We start from the raw sequence: 15,984 nt of genomic DNA on the forward strand, positions 1-15,984 counted from the left end.
AATGACAAAGCCGACCCTGGGGTCGGTTTTTTTTCGCGATCTCGCCAGCACTTTGGCGCCTTGTTCATGGTGCGCTCATTGTTCTCTTCCCATACTGGCCCTCAAGTGCCAAACGAAAAGGAGAGAGAGATGCAGTCATCCATCGTCGGGCTCTCCATTCTGTGGGGACTGGCCAGTTTTGGCGTGCAGGGGGATTTCATCGAGAGTCGCGAGACCGTGGTCCCGTCCTGGCAAGCCGAGTCCAGAGTGGAGATGGAAGGATATTTGATCGCGTCCCTGGGGGCGGATCGCTGGGTGTTCGACAACGGCAGCGAGAGCCTGGAGATCGCCCTGCCCAAAGGGCAGTGGGTCTCCACCGGCGAGCGTCTGCGCTTGAGTGGCGAACCCCTGCAGGAGCAGAATGGCTGGTTGCTGCAGGTGCAGGACGTCAGCCCGGTCGAGGCCTGACAGCGGGCTCTCGGCGCCAGAGACGACAAAGAGGAGGCCATGGCCTCCTCTTGCTTTTTGTACCTGTCAGCCCGGGGGCGGGCGTCAGCCCAGGTGATTGAGGGGCAGGGCCGTCTTGTGCTTGATGCGGCGCAGCACGAAGCTCGAGCGCACCCCGGTCACCCCGGAGATGTGGGTCAGCTTGTCCAGCAGGAAGTGCTGGTAGTGTTCCATATCCCGCACCACCACCTTGAGCTGGTAGTCGGCGTCGTTGCCGGTGATGAGGTCGCACTCCAGCACCTCGGGCAGATCCTTGACGGCCCGATCGAAGTTCTCGAAGCGCTCCGGTGTGTGCCTGTCCATGGAGATATGAATGTAGGCAGTGAGGGTGAGCCCCAGCTGGCGGGCGTTGAGCAGGGTCACATGGGTGTCGATGAGACCGGCATCCTCCAGCGCCTTGACCCGGCGCGAGCAGGGGGAGGGGGAGAGGCCGACCAGCTCGGCCAGCTCCAGGTTGCTGATGCGGCCATTCTCCTGCATCAACTCCAGAATATGCCTGTCTATACGATCAAGTTTCAGCATTCTCCGTTCCTCGTTGCAATTACTAATCCACTTTTCCTAGATTAAGGGTGAACTATTGCAAAAACAACTGAAAATACCTGCTACTTCACAACCACTCACCGCATGGCCGGGGGTACTATGGTGTCATCTTCCGGTGGCAAGACAGATGCCCAACCAGGCGCCTGTGGTGAAGGACCTTACCGGGTCACCAACCCCATCAGCCGTTCGACCCAACCGGGAAGCGACGGGCTGGAACGAGAGCACCCTCTCCCCGAAGGCAACAAAGCAGGCATCCCGGCGCCTGCTTTGTTGTTTTTGCTGCCCGCCCACTCAGGGCTGCGGCGGCCGGATGCGATAGAGGCAGCGCCTGTCCCCGTCCAGCAGATACTGCTCCCGCTCCACCTCGGCCGGCGCCAGCAGCGCGCGGAACATCGCCAGCTCGCTGCGACAGAAGCCCCGGCAGGCCCTGGCCGCGCTGCAGATGGGGCAGTGGCTCTCCCACCACAGCCAGCTGCCGTCCTCCTCCTGTGACATGTCTGCCATATAGCCCTCCAGGCTGCGCATCACCTTGAGCTCCGCGAGCCGATCCGCCAGTGCCGGCTGGGTCAACCTGGCCTGATAGCGGTGCAGCATCTGCTGCTCCCGCCGGGCTATGAGCTGCTCCATGCCCTCCTCACCAAACAACTGCCTGACGTCGTCGATCAGCTGCAGAGTCAGCTCGCCGTGAGTGTCGGGGAAGCGTTGCCAGGCCTGCTCTGTGAGCTGCCACAGGCGTACCGGACGGCCACGGCCGCGGGCCTCGTCGCTGAAACTCACCCAGCCTTCGGACTCCAGGGTCATCAGATGCTGGCGCGCCCCCATGGAGGTCATCTGCAGCTGCTCCCCGAGCGCGGCGGCGCTCTGGGGGCCCCGGGTCTTCAGGAGGTGGAGGATCTTGTCGGTGCTGGCGTTCATGGGATGACTCTGGTTGTGGAGATCGGGTCTGAGAGGCCCGGCTAGGGTCATTATGGGCAGGGGATCCATTTAAATCAACAATATGCTTTACTTAATACCCGAGTCCTTACAATATAAATAAACAAATAACTTTATTTAATGAGGCTGACATGGAAGGGATCAAGGGACAGGCGACCCTCTGGGTGCTGGTCATGACGGTGACGCTGGCGGTGGCGGGATTCAGCCTGCCGTCCCCCGTGCTGGCACCGCTGATGCTGGATCCGGCCCAGGGCATGCTGACGCCGGAAGCGTCGGACTGGAGCCGCAAGGTGTGGCTCGGTGTCATCATGGGGCTGTACCCGCTGTTTCAACTGCTGGGGGCCCCCTGGCTCGGCAAGCTGTCGGATCGGCATGGCCGCAAGCCGGTGCTGACCCTCTGCCTGGTGGGCGTGCTGGCGGGATATGTGCTGATGGCGTTGGGGATCGCCTGGCGCTCCCTGCCGCTGTTGCTGCTGAGCCGGGTGGTGGAAGGTTTCTTCAACGGCGACATCGCCATCGTGCAGGCCATGGCGGCAGATATGAGCACGGCGAAAACCAAGGCGCGCAACTTCGCCCGCATCAACATCGGCATGAATCTGGGCTGGGTGCTGGGCCCCATGATAGGGGGCTATGCGGCCGTGGTGTCGGGGGATTACAGCCTGGCGGCCTGGCTGGCGGTGGGGATGACGGTGATCAACCTGCTGCTGGTGCTCTGGCTGCTGCCAAATCGGCCACCGGTGGCGGCTGCGCAGGACGACATTCCCCTCACGACCCGCCAGCTGCTGCTGCAACCTCGCCTCCTGCCCTACTTCGCGCTGACCCTGGCAAGCTACGGGGCGGTGCAGCTCTACTTCACCTATTTCAACGTCTGGCTGGTGGAGCGGCTCGCCTGGGATCCGGTGCAGCTGGCCCAGGCCGCCGTGCTGGTGAGCGTGCCCATGATGCTGGGTTCCTGGATCGGGGAGCAGCTGGCACGCCACTGGCGCGGCAGCTCCCTTGGCATCGTCGGCCACCTGGTGATGGCGGCGGGCATGCTGATGTTCATCCTGCCGACCCAGTGGTGGGGGCTGGCGCTCACCTTCATCCCGGCCGGCATCGGCATGAGCCTGGGGGAGCTCGCCACCTCGGTGGCCGTCTCCAACCGCAGTGATGCCAGCCAGCAGGGGCAGGCGATGGGGATCTATCGCGGCCTGGCGGTGGGCAGCGAGATCCTGGCGGTGGTGCTGGGCAGCCTGGTGTTGCTGGCGGGCACCGAGTGGCCCTTCTACCTGGCGACGCTCTGCGGTGTGCTCTGTGCCCTCGGCTTCTACGGGCTGCGCCGGCGGGCGGACAGGAGAGAGGCCGTCACCGGGTGCGCGGAGGCGGGCTGATCCCGACGCAGCGGGATCACAGATTGGTGCCGGGGCGGCAGCCCGGGCTTGCATCGCGGCGCCGAGTCTGGGACGGTATGACTCCTTGCTCCGATTTACCCCGTCGCCCGGCGACCGCTTTCTCCATCATGCGCCCCGCGATGCCCACTCTTTGGAGGTGATATGAGTCGTTTTCAGGCCATTGCACTGGAAGCGGGACAGTATGGTACCCCAGCCGTTTCGACACTCTTGGAGGTGATATGAGCCGTTATCAGGCCATTGCACAGGAAGCGGGACTGTATGGTACCCCAGCCGTTTCGACACTCTCGGAGGTGATATGAGTCAATATCAGGCCATTGCTCTGGATATGGATGGCACTCTGCTGACCCGGGATCACAAGATCTCGTCTGCTACCCGGGCCGCCCTGGCCCAGGCCCGGGCTCACGGCATCAAGGTACTGCTGGTGACCGGCCGTCACTTCATGACGGCGCGCCCCTTCCACCACGAACTGGCCCTCGACACCCCCATCATCTGCAGCAACGGCGCCTATCTCTATGATCCGGCGCAGGAGAGGATCCTTGCCGGGGATCCCCTGGCGGTGGCGCCGCTCACCGCCCTGCTGGCCGAGGTGCAGTCCCAGGAGATGGGGGCGCTCTTCCATCTGGGGGACGGCATCGGCTACCTCGGCTGCGAGGAGCACGTGGGCCGGATGCGGCGCTGGTCCGCGAACCAGCCGGATCACCTCAAGGTCTCCCTGTTGCCGGCCCAGGATCTCGACGCCTGGCTGCAACACCCCATCTGGAAGCTGGAGCTGTTTCACCAGGATCCCGGCCGGCTGCATCGTTTCGTGGGGGAGGTGGTGCAGGGGTTGCCCTTCACCCAGGACTGGGCTGCCCCCTATGCGGTGGAGCTGGTGCAACCCGGCTGCAGCAAGGGCAACCGGCTGGCCCAGTGGGCGGCGAGCGAAGGGATTGCGATGGAGAACCTGGTGGCGTTTGGTGACAACAACAACGACATCAGCATGTTCGAACAGGTGGGGCTGGCGGTGGCCATGGGCAACGCGGCCCCCCAGATCCAGGCCCATGCTGACCGGGTCACCGCCGACCACAACGAGGATGGCATCGCGCTGGCGCTGCAGCGCTGGGTCCTGCCCGCCTGAGGGGGAAGAAACAGATTGCGGCAGAAACAGAAAGGGGCCATGTCGGCCCCTTTCTGTTTGTCAGCTCCCGAAGGAGAACTGGATCACCCGATCCGGGAAGCGGATGCGGTTGTACTCACGGCGCACTCCCTCGTAATGGCGAATGGCGCGCTCGCGCTGGGCACGGTAGTAGTCGCGCTGCTTGCTGTCGCTCTCGCTGCGGATCTGTTGATCGAACTGGTAGATGCTTCGCTCGGTGCGCTCCAGCTCCTGTTGCAGTTCGGAGAGACGCTGCTCCAGCAGGTACTCCTTGCGACCGCGCTCGAACTGGGTGAGGAAGCTGGTGTCATTGGGGCAGACCCCCAGGTATTCGCTTCCCCCCCGCCCCTTGGTGTAGGCGAGCTCGGGGATGCAGTAGAGCTCCAGCCCCTTGGCGTAGCCGCGCTGCCACTCGGCCTCGTCCACCCTGAGGCCGTACTCCCCGCAGGTTTTCTTGTAGTCGCCGGTGGCGGCCCGGGTCTTGCCCTGCTCCCCGTCCTGATAGCCCTGGTTGTACCAGCTCATGGCACGGCACTCCTCCTCCGACAGGGAGCTGCACCCGGCGAGCAGCAAGGGGAGGGTCAACAGCAGGATCTTGGGGGACATGAAGGGGCTCCGAGAGTAAGGGTGGAGAGGCATTCTAGAAGAGGAGGCCTGCCCGGGACAAGGGCCGGGCTGCCAGGCGGTGTCATGATGTTTTTGTCAGTATTTTCAAACCGTTGCGAATGGACTGTCGGCAACCTTTTCTTGCCGGGGGAGGCAGGGTAAACTGCGCCTACTTTTAACTGGCATGTAACAAAAAAACAATGAAAGTCCTGACCGTCGATTATCGCTCCCCCGACGCGGCCGAGCGTTTCACCGAATCCCTGCGGACCACGGGGTTCGGGGTGCTGACCAATCACCCCATCCCGAAAGAACTCGTGCAGTCCATCTATGACAACTGGTATCGCTTCTTCATGAGCGAGCAGAAGCAGGATTTCCTGTTCAACCGCGAGACCCAGGACGGCTACTTCCCGCCCTCGGTGTCCGAGGTGGCCAAGGGGCACAGCCAGAAGGACATCAAGGAGTACTTCCACATCTACCCCTGGGGCCAGATGCCGGAAGAGCTGAAGGCGCAGGCGATGGAGTACTACCGCCTCGCCAACGGTCTGGCCGCCGAGCTGCTGGGCTGGGTGGAGCAGTACACCCCGGGCGACATCGCCGCCCACTACAGCTGCCCGCTCTCTTCCATGATTGAAGAGAGTCAGAAGACCCTGCTGCGGGTGCTGCACTACCCGCCGTTCGACGGTACCGAGGAGCCGGGTGCCATCCGCGCCGCCGCCCACGAAGACATCAACCTGCTGACCATACTGCCCGCCGCCAACGAACCTGGCCTGCAGGTGAAGGGGTCCGATGGCGAGTGGATGGATGTGCCCTGCGATTTTGGCACCCTCATCATCAACATCGGTGACATGCTGCAGGAGGCCTCCCGCGGCTACTACCCCTCCACCACCCACCGCGTCATCAACCCGACCGGGGGCAGTGCCGCCAAGTCGCGCATCTCCTTGCCGCTCTTCCTGCACCCCCGTCCGGACGTGGTGCTCTCGGAGCGCCACACCGCCCACAGCTACCTGATGGAGCGGTTGCGGGAGCTGGGGGTGATCTAATCCCGCCAGACCCAGGCAGACAACAAACCGGAGCATCCCCGCTCCGGTTTTTATTTTGTGGCATGATTGGTGGGTTATCCGAATTTTATTGGTTAATGATGCTAAAAACTGAGTTTTATATCGGATATACGCCGAGTGATTGCGTGCCCGCGGGCGTACTCTGAGCGCCATTTCGGGCCTCGCTGGCAGGCCCCTCGCGTGGAGTTCTTATGAAGCAGTCCCAATGGTCATCCCGGCTCGGTTATATCCTGGCCGCCGCAGGTTCCGCGGTCGGTCTCGGCGCCATCTGGAAGTTCCCCTATGTGACGGCCGCCAACGGTGGCGGCGCCTTCCTGCTGGTCTTTCTGCTGTTCAGCTTCACCCTGGGGGTGGCGGTGCTGATGGGGGAGACCCTGATCGGCAGCCTGACCCGGCGCGGGGTGGTGGGGGCCTTTGGCGAACTGATGGGCACGCGCTGGCGCTGGGTCGGCGCCATGGGCTTGCTGTGCAGCCTGCTCATCTTCTGTTTCTACAGCGTGGTGGGGGGCTGGACCCTGGGATACACGGGCATGGCCCTGGCGGGTGAGCTGCAGCACGGCGACGGCGCGGCACTGACCGCCCGTTTCAATGACTACGTCGGTGATCCCCTCTGGCCGGTGCTGACCCATCTGCTGTTCGCCGGATTGACCTGGTGGTTCGTGCGGGGCGGCGTGCAGCAAGGGGTGGAGCGCACCCTGCGCTGGATGATGCCTGCCCTCTTCATCATGATCCTGCTGCTGGTGGCGTTCGGCCTCACCCTGCCCAACGCCATGGCCGGGGTGCGCCACTTCCTGATGCCCGACTTCAGCAAGCTCGGCATGTCAGGTGTGCTGGACGCCATGGGGCTGGCCTTCTTCTCCCTTTCCATCGGCCTTGGCATCCACACCACCTACGGCGCCTACCTGCCCTCCAGCGAGGGGGTCGGCCGCTCCAGCCTCTGGGTGGTGCTGCTGGCGAGCGTCATCGCCGTGCTGGCGGGCCTGATGATCTTCCCGGTACTGGCGGCGACCGGCATCGATCCCGCTTCGGGTCCGGGCCTTACCTTCATGACCATGCCGGCGGTGTTCCAGCAACTGCCCTTCGGCCAGGGGCTGGCGGTGGTGTTCTTCTCCCTGCTGGTAGTGGCGGCGCTCTCCTCCTCCATCTCCCTGCTGGAGCATTTGCAGTGCTTCCTGTGCGAGAGCCTGGGCTGGTCGCGCCGTGCGGCATGCACCTTCGTCATCGCCCTGGTGATGGCGGGCGGCATCCCGGTCAGCCTGTCGTTCGGTCCCTGGGCCACCCTGACCCTGTTTGGCAAGAACATCTTCGAGCTGCTGGATTTCATCACCTCCAATCTGATGATGCCGCTGTTCGGGCTGGCCCTGACGCTGCTGCTGGGCTGGCAGCTCGGTCGCCGGGCGCTGCCTGCCGGGCTGGCACCGCACTGGCGGACTCTGCTGATGGGCTGCTGGCGCTGGCTGGCCCCCTTGCTCATCGGTGGCATCCTGGTGCGCGGGCTGGTGTAAGGCAGGGCAAGTGGCGGGCCCGGGGCCCGCCATCAGGGCATCTCCGGGGGATTGCGCCAGACCGGGCATGTCTCCTGCGGGATTGACACTATATAAAAGTCTGTAAAATAGAAGATATTCAAAGTATTCATCATGAATATCTTTGTTTTATGTTTTTATATTCCATTTTTAGTGCCTTTGTTGACGAATAACTGTCAACTTCTCTTGCCATGGTTTAGGCTGTGGCCCCTTTTCCCGTGCAGGCGGCGCGTATCATGTCACCCCTCATCGCCCTCTTTGGCCGATTTTTACGCTCGCAAGAGAGGTGACCTTGCACGTGCCGTTTGTCTGAATGCCCATTGCAAAGGTCGCCGCCAGGCGGCCTTTTTTGTTGTGACGCAGAGCGCGTCTACCCATGGAGTATCGATGTGATGTTGTCTTGCCCGGAGGTTGTATGAGCCAGGTTCAGTGGTCTTCCCGTCTCGGTCATGTGCTGGCTGCCGCCGGCTCGGCGATCGGTCTTGGCGCCATCTGGAAGTTTCCCTATGTGACCGCCACCAACGGCGGCGGCGCCTTCCTGCTGGTGTTTCTGCTGTTCAGCTTCACCCTGGGGGTGGCGGTGCTGGTGGGGGAGACCCTGCTCGGCAGCCGCAGCCAGCGCGGGGTGCTTGGCGCCTTCCACAAGCTGGTGGGGCCGAACTGGCGCTGGATGGGCTACATGGGGATCCTGTGCGGCTTCTTCATCTACAGCTTCTACAGCGTGGTGGGGGGCTGGACCGTGGGGTACGCGGCCCTGGCCATCGGTGGCGAGCTCAACCTCGGTGAGGCGAGCGCCCTCACCGCGCTCTTTACCGGTTACGTGAGCGATCCCCTCTGGCCGGCCATCACCCACCTCATCTTCGCCGGGCTCACCTGGTGGTTCGTGCAGGGGGGCCTGCAGAAGGGGGTGGAGCGGGCGCTGCGCTGGATGATGCCGGCCCTGTTCGTGATGATGCTGCTGCTGGTGGTGACCGGTCTCTCCATGCCGGGGGCCATGGCCGGGGTGCGCCAGTTCCTGCTGCCCGACTTCAGCCAGCTCACCGGCCAGGGGGTGCTCGATGCCCTGGGGCTGGCCTTCTTCTCCCTCTCCATTGGCCTGGGGGTACACACCACCTATGGCGCCTACCTGCCAAACAGTGAGGGCGTGCTGCGCTCCGGGGTCTGGGTGGTGACGCTGGCGAGCCTCATCTCTGTATTGGCGGGGCTGATGATCTTCCCGGTGCTCGCCTCCACCGGTATCGATCCGACCGCCGGCCCCGGCCTCACCTTCATGACCATGCCGGCGGTGTTCAACCACCTGCCGTTCGGGCAGGGGCTGGCGGTGGTCTTCTTCCTGTTGCTGCTGGTGGCGGCGCTTTCCTCCTCCATCTCCATGCTGGAGCACCTGGTGCGCTTCACCACCGAGGAGTGGGGCTGGTCGCGCCGCAGTGCCTGCCGGGTGCTGACCCTGCTGATCATGGCCTGTGGCATCCCGGTGAGTCTGTCGTTCGGCCCCTGGGCCGAGTACACCCTGTTCGGCAAGACCCTGTTCGATCTGCTGGACTACCTCACCTCCAACCTGATGATGCCGATGTTCGGTCTGGTGCTGACCCTGCTGCTGGGCTGGCGGCTCGGGGACAGCATGGTGCCGGCGGATCTCTCGCCGGGGCTGCGCCTGGCCCTGCTCTGGTGCTGGCGTCTGGTGGCGCCGCTGCTGATCGCCGGGATCCTGGTGCGCGGTCTGCTGTGATCCGGGGCCGCATAACGGAGACCTTGTCCCTTGCGCGGTGTGTTGCTTATTCAGAAAGACAAGAGGGGTTGGCCTGGGCCAACCCCTCTTCTGTTCTGGCGGGTTATTGCAGGCCAGGGCCCCTGGCGGAGAAGGGGCAGTCGCGCTGCTGGATGAGGCGGCTGCCCGGCTGGCCCTCTCCCTGCCAGGCGAGTTCGAGCTGACCGAGGCGACCGAGGTGGCGCAGCTCGAACTCGTAGCGCAGGCAGGGCTCGTCGAGGGGCAGGCTGGCCATGCCGGCCGGCAGGCGGTAGTCGTAGCGCAGCAGGGGGCCGTCCTGCAGCCGGCTCTGCACGGGCACCAGCCCTTCCGCCGTTGGGGCGGGGGCCTGGAGGTGGCGGCGCAGGGTCACAGGCGCATCTATGGCCTTCTGGTAGTGCAACCCGTTCATGGCCGCCAGCTCCTCCTCCAGCCGCGTCAGCTCCCCTTCCAGTCCGCTCAGGGCTGCTCCCAGCTGTTGATGGGCGGGGGAGGCGCAGCCTCCCAGCAACAGGGTGACAAGCAGCAGGACGGGGCGGATGACAGACATGTTCACTCCTTGTGGCCGGGTCGATGACTATAGTAGGGGATTGGTGGGCGGCGTGGCGCGCAGCAGGCTGGCGAGCCGCTCCAGCCCTTCCGCGACGCGGGCGTCGGTGGCGGGCTGGCTCAGGCTCAGGCGCACCCCCTGGGGGGCGGCGAACTGGCCGGCGGCGAAGTGTTCTCCGCTCGCCACCCCGACGTCAAGGGTGTTGGCGGCCTCGGCGAACTCCTGGCTGCGCCAGGGCTCCGGCAGCGGCAGCCAGGCGTGCATGGAGCCCGCCTGCCAGCGGGCTCCCGGCAAGAGGTGGCGTAGCAGCTCACCGCGACGTGCCAGGATCTGCCGCTGCTGCTCGACCAATGGCATGATCTGGCGCTGGCTCACCAGCTTGCAGGCCAGCTCGATGAGGAGCGGGCTCACCATCCAGCTCGACAGTCGCATCGCCTGGGCGAAGGCGCCGCGCAAGTGGGGCGGGGTCAGCACGAAGCCGACCCGCAGACCGCCACAGGCGATCTTGGCCAGGCTGCCGAGGTAGATGACCCGCTCCGGCGCCAGGTTGACCAGGGGCGTCACCGGCTGCTGGGGCAGCAGGCCGTTGACGTCATCCTCGATGATGAGCAGGTCGTGGCGACGGGCGATGGCGACGATGGCCTCCCGCCGCGCCAGGCTCATGGTGGCGGTGGTGGGGTTCTGCAGGGTGGGGGTCAGGTAGAGCAGCTTGGCGCGACGGGTGCGGCAGGCCGCCTCCAGCGCCTCGGGCAACAGCCCCTCCTCGTCCATCGCCAGCCCCACCACCTGGTTCTTCAGCTGGCGCGCATTGCCCAGCATGCCGGGGTAGCTGAGCCCCTCGCAGAAGAGGGTCTCCCCCACGCAGCCGGTGGCCAGCAGGGCCAGCATGATGCCGTGCTGGGCGCCGTGACTGAACAGCAGGTACTCCTCGCGGCCCTCCACCCCCTGCTCGGCCAGCCAGTCGATGAACAGCTGGCGCTGGGCGGGCTGGCCCGCCTCCTTGTCGTAGCCGAGCAGGGCGTTGAGATCCCCGTCCGCCACCTCCGCCAGCATGGGGCGGATGATGGCGGCCCGATCCAGCTGCACCGGCAGGTTCTGCCACAGCTCGATGCGGTGCCCCTCCTCCTTGCGGATCACCCAGGCGTTGGCCGGATCCTCGCTCTCTCCCTTGACCCAGGTGCCGTGCCCCACCCGGGCGGCCAGCAGGCCGCGCCGCTCCGCCTCGCCATAGGCGCGGGTGACGGTGCCGACGGTGACCCCCAGCTTGTCCGCCAGCGCCCTGTGGGTGGGCAGCCGGGTCTCGGGCGGCAGGGTGCCGTCCTGAATGGCCTGCTCGATGGCCTTGACCAGCTTGAGGTAGAGGGGGCCAGCGAAGGGGGTGAGGTCCGGGGTCCAGATTGTCATGGTGACAATAAATCCATTGATCGAAGTGTATCGGCAATATAGCGTGAATTCAGACCGAATAACAATCAAGTACGGCACATTGTATCGATACAATGTGGCGGTTCAGGAGTACAAGAAGATGACGATCGAATGGTATGCCACCCTGTTTGGCTTTGCGTTGCTCACCTGCGGCACACCAGGCCCCAACAACCTCATGCTGACCGCGTCCGGCGCGAACTTCGGGGTGCGCCGCACCCTGCCCCACCTCATCGGGGTGGCCGTGGGCCAGCCCGTGCTGCAACTGGTGCTGGCGCTGGGCTTCTATCCGTTGTTCGAGCGCTGGCCCCTGCTCAAGCTCAGCCTGCAGGTGCTGGGCAGCCTCTATCTGCTCTGGCTGGCCTGGCGGATCGCCGTGGCCGGGGCTCCCGGCGATCCGGCCAGCCGTGCCCGCCCGCTGACCCTGCTGGAGGGGCTGGGGTTCCAGTTCCTCAATCCCAAGGCCTGGATGATGGGGATCTCCGCCATCAGTCTGTTCAGTCTGCCGGGGAGTGACTACTGGCCCAGCATGTGGGGCATCATGGCCGTCTTCCCCATGGCGGGGTTCCCGGTCTGCTTTGCCTGGGTGGTGTTCGGTCATCAGCTCAGCCGCTGGATCAACTCGGACAAGGGGTGGCGCCGGCTCAATGGCAGCCTGGGGGCGCTCACCGCCCTCTGTGTGGTGATGCTCTGGTATTGATGCCTGCCTGACTATTCATGCAAAGAAAATGCATTGCCGGCCTTGTCGTCAGGGCGCCGGCTCTGCATATTAGGAGGCTTGCCGTATCTGAAAGAGGTTGAGATGGATCTGAACTGGTTGCTTCCCCTGGCGGGCTTTGCCCTCATCACCTGTGGCACGCCGGGCCCCAACAACATGCTGCTCACCAGTGCCGGGGCCGCCCAGGGATTTCGCCGCAGCGTGCCCCTGCTGGTGGGGGTGGTGGGAGGCATCAACCTGATGATCCTGGCCACGGCCCTGGGGCTCGGAGTAGTGTTCGAGCAGGTGCCGCTGCTGCACGACGGCCTCAAGCTGGTGGGCTCGGCCTACCTGCTCTGGCTGGCCTGGAAGGTGGCCAACGCCAGTGGCCCGGCGGAGGGCAACCGGCCGCTCATCCCGGCCCATCAGGGGGCCATGCTGCAGCTGCTCAACCCCAAGGCCTGGATGATGGCGCTCTCCGCCATCAGCGGCTTCACCCTGGCGGGGGAGTCCTACTGGCCGTCTGCCGGCTGGGTGCTCGGCATCTTCTTCGTGACCGGCCTCTATACCGGCGCCTTCTGGGTGTTGTTCGGTGCCCAGGTGCGCCGTCTCATCCGTACCGCCAGGGGCTGGCGTCGTTTCAATCTGGGCATGGGGCTCGCCACCGCGGCCTGCGTGCTGATGATCTGGGTTTAGGCCTCGGCCTGAGCCTTTACCGGCTGTCTTGTTGGCCCTTCGGGGCCTTTTTTTATGCCGTCGGCGGTGCACCATGAGGCGAGCACTGCCCTGTGCCCCGAGGGGCAAGGAGGTCCCATGAAATGTATCGGTCTGCTGGGTGGCATGAGCTGGGAGTCCACCGTCAGCTATTACCAGGCTCTCAACCGGGGCGTGCGAGCGCGCCTCGGCGGCCTGCACTCGGCGCGGGTGCTGCTTGCCAGCGTCGACTTCGCCGAGATAGAGCGGCTGCAGCACGCCGGTGACTGGCCCGCCACTGCCCGCCTGCTGGCGGCCGAGGCCAGGGCCATCCAGGCTGGCGGCGCGGATTTCCTGCTGATCGGCACCAACACCATGCACAAGGTGGCGCCAGAGATCGAGGCCGCCATCGACATCCCGCTGCTCCATATCGCCGATGCCACCGCTCGTCAGCTGCAGGCGGACGGGATACAAAGGGTCGGCCTGCTCGGTACCCGCTTCACCATGGAGCAGGATTTCTACAAGGGGCGGCTGCAGGAGCGCTTCGGGCTGGAGGTGCTGGTGCCTGGTGACGCTGCGCGAGAACGGGTGCACCGCATCATCTATGACGAGCTCTGCCTCGGCGATCTTCGCGAGTCGTCCCGGGCCGAGTACCTGGCCATCATCGCCGCCCTGGCCGCGGCGGGTGTCCAGGCGGTGATCCTGGGGTGCACCGAGATAGCCCTGCTGGTGGGGGAGTGCGAGGCCGCCGTGCCCCTCTACGACACCACCGCCATCCACGCCGAGGCCGCAGTGGCGCTGGCCCTTGCCTGATGTGATGCGGGCGGGGTGAGAGGGCCTGCTCCCTCTCGGCGCCCCGCCGGTTTTCCCTCCTTTCATAACTGTGAGTCAGCCTTCACTTCAGCAGGGCAAGTGCCGTTTTTATTGTCAATCGGCTCACATTTTCCCCTTTTGTCTCTTGAGTCCGGGGCATCAGACGCCTAGTTTTTGATCACTGAAACGATTCAGCTTCTACAAAAACAAGAGACACGAGGATAAAACCATGTTGAAGAAACTCTCCATCGCCGTGCTGCTCGCCCTGGGCACCACCGCAGGCCATGCCGCCGAATTCCTGCTGACCGACTCCCAGCAGGGACTGGACGTGGGGGACTGGAAGATCACCAGCGACAAGCTGGGGATCAAGAGCCCGACCCCCTTCACCATCGAGAAGAAGCGCCTGCACGGCGGCCGCCAGGAGGGGGTGGATCTGCTCATCGTCGACAACGGCGTCATGAAGATCACCCTGGTACCGACCCGCGGCATGGGGATCAAGGAGGTCAAGGCGGCCGATCTGCGCCTCGGCTGGGATTCGCCGGTCAAGGAGGTGGTCAACCCCGCCTTCATCGATCTGGAGAGCCGTGCCGGCCTCGGCTGGCTCGACGGCTTCAACGAGATGCTGGTGCGCTGCGGCTATGAGTGGACGGGTCACCCCGGGGTGGATGACGACGGCCGCCTCAAGAGCCTGCACGGCCGGGTGCAGAACATCCCCGCCTCCGTGGTCAGCGTGACCGTGGACGAGGAGCCCCCCTATGCCATCCATGTGTTGGGCCGGGTGGACGAGCGCACCTTCAAGATGAGCGAGCTGGTCACCTGGACCCAGCTCAGCGTAGTGCCGGGCCAGGCGGAGTTTGCCCTGCAGGACAAGCTGACCAACCACGCGGACTACGAGAACGAGTACCAGATCATCTATCACGGCAACTTCGGGGCTCCCATTCTGGAGGAGGGAGCCAAAGTGAGCACGCCGGTGAAGCAGATCTCGCCGTTCAACGACTACGCCAAGGCCGGGCTGAAGAGCTGGCAAACCTATCTGGGGCCGACCAAGGGCTTCGACGAGATGGTGTTCAATCTGGTGCCCTACAGCGACGCCGACGGCAATACTCTGGCGGTGCTGAACAACAAGGCCGGCAACGCCGGGGTGGCGGTGGGCTACAACACCAAACAGTTACCTGTGCTGACCCTCTGGAAGAACACCGACACCCGGGCCCAGGGCTATGTGACCGGCATCGAGCCCGGTACCAGCTATGCCTACAGCACCAAGTACCAGCGTCCGCTCGGGCTGGTCCCCAAGATCCAGCCGGGGGAGACCAAGACCTTCGATCTGACCTATCGCCTGCTGCAAAATGCCGACGAGGTGAACGAAGCCCTGGCCCGGGTGGAGAAGATCCAGGGCGGTCGGGCCACCGAGCTGCGCGAGCAGCCCCTGGTCAAGTTGCCCTGAGTCGCAGGCAGACAGCCACAAGCCGCTCCATGAGCGGCTTTTTCATTGTCCTGCCCCCGGGGGCGGGAGCACGGGCGGGTCAGCGGGGTTCCGGCTTCATGAGGGAAGGTTGAGGCAGTCCCGCCAGGCGCCGCAGCTGGGTCAGCAGGTAATCCCGGTAGCACTGCCCGAACAGCTTGCCGGGCTCAAGGGAGGCGAGGATTGTCTTGCGCAGCCGCTCCCGGTTGCCGGGCAGGCGGCGCACATGGGTGTCGATCCAGACGATGTGGCCGGAAGGGGAGAGCATCAGGTTGCCCAGATGCAGATCCCGGTGGTAGTAGCCGTGCCTCGCCAGCTGATAGATGTCCCGGGCGAGCCGCTGCAGCAGGGCCAGGCGAGCCGCCTCGTCGGCCTGCTCGAAGTAGTGCTCGCCGGAGCAGTGTTCCGCCAGGTAGTGCACCGCCAGGAAGGAGGCGTGGGGATTGAGCGGGTTGAGGGCGATGCCGGCCGCCTTGCACTGGACGGTCCGGAGCCCGGCCTTGCGCAGGCGGCGATTGCTCTGCCACTCGCGCAGGGCGTCGATATGACCGACCAGGCGCTTGCTGAGCTGGTCCCGGCACCACCAGCCGAGAGTCCAGCGCGGGTACTTGTCGGGCACTATCTTGCACAGGCTGTTGCTGGCGGGATGAAGCCAGAACTGGCTGCTGGCGATGCGCTCCAGGCGGCGGGTCTGGTCGGTCTGCTGCAGCGACCAGTGGTCCAGCTCGAGCTGGTCATGGAGCAGCAGGTAGTAGTGTTTCTTGCCGTGCAGGTCGAGCTTGGTCAGCTTCATGGGAATGGGCGTTGAGTGGCGTGATACATCGCTTCCTCGAAGGAGGCTCCTTGTCAGGTGTGCCAATGTGCGGTGTCGTGGCTGACTGGCGCTGAACGAGCAACAAAAAAGCCGCTCATGGAGCGGCTTTTTTGGCGG

The 15,984-nt window shown here is 64.7% G+C and carries 16 protein-coding genes; 10 read left to right on the forward strand and 6 right to left on the reverse strand.

What is annotated here, in order from left to right; all coding sequences use genetic code 11:
• Positions 1-129 precede the first annotated feature (129 nt).
• Positions 130-447, forward strand: coding sequence for a hypothetical protein (locus J9885_RS11805; protein WP_043808926.1), 318 nt, complete (start codon positions 130-132; stop codon positions 445-447).
• An 84-nt stretch (positions 448-531) separates the two neighbouring features.
• On the opposite strand, the gene J9885_RS11810 is transcribed toward J9885_RS11805, so the two are convergent.
• Both J9885_RS11810 and J9885_RS11815 read right to left on the reverse strand, forming a co-directional pair.
• Entirely contained in the window at positions 532-1,008 is a 477-nt protein-coding gene (locus J9885_RS11810) for an Lrp/AsnC family transcriptional regulator (protein ID WP_010672894.1), read from the reverse strand.
• 309 nt (positions 1,009-1,317) lie between these two features.
• Entirely contained in the window at positions 1,318-1,941 is a 624-nt protein-coding gene (locus J9885_RS11815) for a metalloregulator ArsR/SmtB family transcription factor (protein WP_043757978.1), read from the reverse strand.
• A 149-nt stretch (positions 1,942-2,090) separates the two neighbouring features.
• Between J9885_RS11815 and J9885_RS11820 the strand changes: the two genes are divergently transcribed.
• Together J9885_RS11820 and J9885_RS11825 are read left to right on the forward strand one after the other, a co-directional pair.
• The gene (locus tag J9885_RS11820) at positions 2,091-3,329 is read left to right on the forward strand and encodes an MFS transporter (RefSeq protein ID WP_210549555.1); all 1,239 of its coding nucleotides are present in this window, start codon (positions 2,091-2,093) and stop codon (positions 3,327-3,329) included.
• A 316-nt stretch (positions 3,330-3,645) separates the two neighbouring features.
• Positions 3,646-4,467, forward strand: a complete 822-nt coding sequence (locus J9885_RS11825; protein WP_134696063.1) for a Cof-type HAD-IIB family hydrolase — start codon at positions 3,646-3,648, stop codon at positions 4,465-4,467.
• A gap of 60 nt (positions 4,468-4,527) precedes the next feature.
• On the opposite strand, the gene J9885_RS11830 is transcribed toward J9885_RS11825, so the two are convergent.
• Entirely contained in the window at positions 4,528-5,091 is a 564-nt protein-coding gene (locus J9885_RS11830) for a DUF2799 domain-containing protein (protein ID WP_210549556.1), read from the reverse strand.
• A gap of 200 nt (positions 5,092-5,291) precedes the next feature.
• Here J9885_RS11830 and J9885_RS11835 point away from each other — a divergent pair, with 200 nt between their 5' ends.
• The 3 genes from J9885_RS11835 to J9885_RS11845 all read left to right on the forward strand — a co-directional run bounded on the left by J9885_RS11835 (position 5,292) and on the right by J9885_RS11845 (position 9,401).
• Positions 5,292-6,131, forward strand: a complete 840-nt coding sequence (locus J9885_RS11835; RefSeq protein WP_043757990.1) for a 2OG-Fe(II) oxygenase family protein — start codon at positions 5,292-5,294, stop codon at positions 6,129-6,131.
• Positions 6,132-6,340: 209 nt separating this feature from the next.
• On the forward strand, positions 6,341-7,654 hold the full coding sequence (locus J9885_RS11840; RefSeq protein ID WP_043757994.1) for a sodium-dependent transporter: 1,314 nt from the start codon (positions 6,341-6,343) through the stop codon (positions 7,652-7,654).
• Positions 7,655-8,087: 433 nt separating this feature from the next.
• Positions 8,088-9,401, forward strand: a complete 1,314-nt coding sequence (locus J9885_RS11845) for a sodium-dependent transporter (RefSeq protein WP_043757998.1) — start codon at positions 8,088-8,090, stop codon at positions 9,399-9,401.
• Between the two features lie 103 nt (positions 9,402-9,504).
• Here the strand turns inward: J9885_RS11845 and J9885_RS11850 are convergent, their stop codons facing one another.
• Positions 9,505-9,969, reverse strand: coding sequence for a hypothetical protein (locus J9885_RS11850; protein ID WP_210549557.1), 465 nt, complete (start codon positions 9,967-9,969; stop codon positions 9,505-9,507).
• A 27-nt stretch (positions 9,970-9,996) separates the two neighbouring features.
• Complete coding sequence (locus J9885_RS11855; protein WP_210549558.1) at positions 9,997-11,373, reverse strand: PLP-dependent aminotransferase family protein; 1,377 nt, start codon at positions 11,371-11,373, stop codon at positions 9,997-9,999.
• A gap of 118 nt (positions 11,374-11,491) precedes the next feature.
• Here J9885_RS11855 and J9885_RS11860 point away from each other — a divergent pair, with 118 nt between their 5' ends.
• The 4 genes from J9885_RS11860 to J9885_RS11875 all read left to right on the forward strand — a co-directional run bounded on the left by J9885_RS11860 (position 11,492) and on the right by J9885_RS11875 (position 15,035).
• On the forward strand, positions 11,492-12,088 hold the full coding sequence (locus tag J9885_RS11860; protein ID WP_114523148.1) for a LysE family translocator: 597 nt from the start codon (positions 11,492-11,494) through the stop codon (positions 12,086-12,088).
• A 102-nt stretch (positions 12,089-12,190) separates the two neighbouring features.
• Positions 12,191-12,781: a LysE family translocator gene (locus J9885_RS11865; protein WP_043758011.1), complete on the forward strand. Its 591-nt coding sequence runs from the start codon at positions 12,191-12,193 to the stop codon at positions 12,779-12,781.
• A gap of 117 nt (positions 12,782-12,898) precedes the next feature.
• Positions 12,899-13,591, forward strand: a complete 693-nt coding sequence (locus J9885_RS11870) for an aspartate/glutamate racemase family protein (RefSeq protein ID WP_210549559.1) — start codon at positions 12,899-12,901, stop codon at positions 13,589-13,591.
• 229 nt (positions 13,592-13,820) lie between these two features.
• Complete coding sequence (locus J9885_RS11875) at positions 13,821-15,035, forward strand: aldose 1-epimerase family protein (RefSeq protein WP_210549560.1); 1,215 nt, start codon at positions 13,821-13,823, stop codon at positions 15,033-15,035.
• 79 nt (positions 15,036-15,114) lie between these two features.
• On the opposite strand, the gene J9885_RS11880 is transcribed toward J9885_RS11875, so the two are convergent.
• Positions 15,115-15,846, reverse strand: coding sequence for a lipopolysaccharide kinase InaA family protein (locus tag J9885_RS11880; protein WP_210549561.1), 732 nt, complete (start codon positions 15,844-15,846; stop codon positions 15,115-15,117).
• Positions 15,847-15,984 lie beyond the last annotated feature (138 nt).

The organism is Aeromonas sp. SrichE-2G (assembly GCF_017939565.1).
Taxonomy (GTDB): domain Bacteria; phylum Pseudomonadota; class Gammaproteobacteria; order Enterobacterales; family Aeromonadaceae; genus Aeromonas; species Aeromonas taiwanensis.

Coding starts and splice junctions, on each gene's coding strand:
- J9885_RS11875 (WP_210549560.1), top strand. CDS start 13,821: ATGTTGAAGAAACTCTCCATCGCCGTGCTGCTCGCCCTGGGCACCACC.
- J9885_RS11845 (WP_043757998.1), top strand. CDS start 8,088: ATGAGCCAGGTTCAGTGGTCTTCCCGTCTCGGTCATGTGCTGGCTGCC.
- J9885_RS11870 (WP_210549559.1), top strand. CDS start 12,899: ATGAAATGTATCGGTCTGCTGGGTGGCATGAGCTGGGAGTCCACCGTC.
- J9885_RS11815 (WP_043757978.1), bottom strand. CDS start 1,941: ATGAACGCCAGCACCGACAAGATCCTCCACCTCCTGAAGACCCGGGGC.
- J9885_RS11855 (WP_210549558.1), bottom strand. CDS start 11,373: ATGACAATCTGGACCCCGGACCTCACCCCCTTCGCTGGCCCCCTCTAC.
- J9885_RS11825 (WP_134696063.1), top strand. CDS start 3,646: ATGAGTCAATATCAGGCCATTGCTCTGGATATGGATGGCACTCTGCTG.
- J9885_RS11850 (WP_210549557.1), bottom strand. CDS start 9,969: ATGTCTGTCATCCGCCCCGTCCTGCTGCTTGTCACCCTGTTGCTGGGA.
- J9885_RS11865 (WP_043758011.1), top strand. CDS start 12,191: ATGGATCTGAACTGGTTGCTTCCCCTGGCGGGCTTTGCCCTCATCACC.
- J9885_RS11860 (WP_114523148.1), top strand. CDS start 11,492: ATGACGATCGAATGGTATGCCACCCTGTTTGGCTTTGCGTTGCTCACC.
- J9885_RS11810 (WP_010672894.1), bottom strand. CDS start 1,008: ATGCTGAAACTTGATCGTATAGACAGGCATATTCTGGAGTTGATGCAG.
- J9885_RS11820 (WP_210549555.1), top strand. CDS start 2,091: ATGGAAGGGATCAAGGGACAGGCGACCCTCTGGGTGCTGGTCATGACG.
- J9885_RS11840 (WP_043757994.1), top strand. CDS start 6,341: ATGAAGCAGTCCCAATGGTCATCCCGGCTCGGTTATATCCTGGCCGCC.
- J9885_RS11805 (WP_043808926.1), top strand. CDS start 130: ATGCAGTCATCCATCGTCGGGCTCTCCATTCTGTGGGGACTGGCCAGT.
- J9885_RS11830 (WP_210549556.1), bottom strand. CDS start 5,091: ATGTCCCCCAAGATCCTGCTGTTGACCCTCCCCTTGCTGCTCGCCGGG.
- J9885_RS11835 (WP_043757990.1), top strand. CDS start 5,292: ATGAAAGTCCTGACCGTCGATTATCGCTCCCCCGACGCGGCCGAGCGT.
- J9885_RS11880 (WP_210549561.1), bottom strand. CDS start 15,846: ATGAAGCTGACCAAGCTCGACCTGCACGGCAAGAAACACTACTACCTG.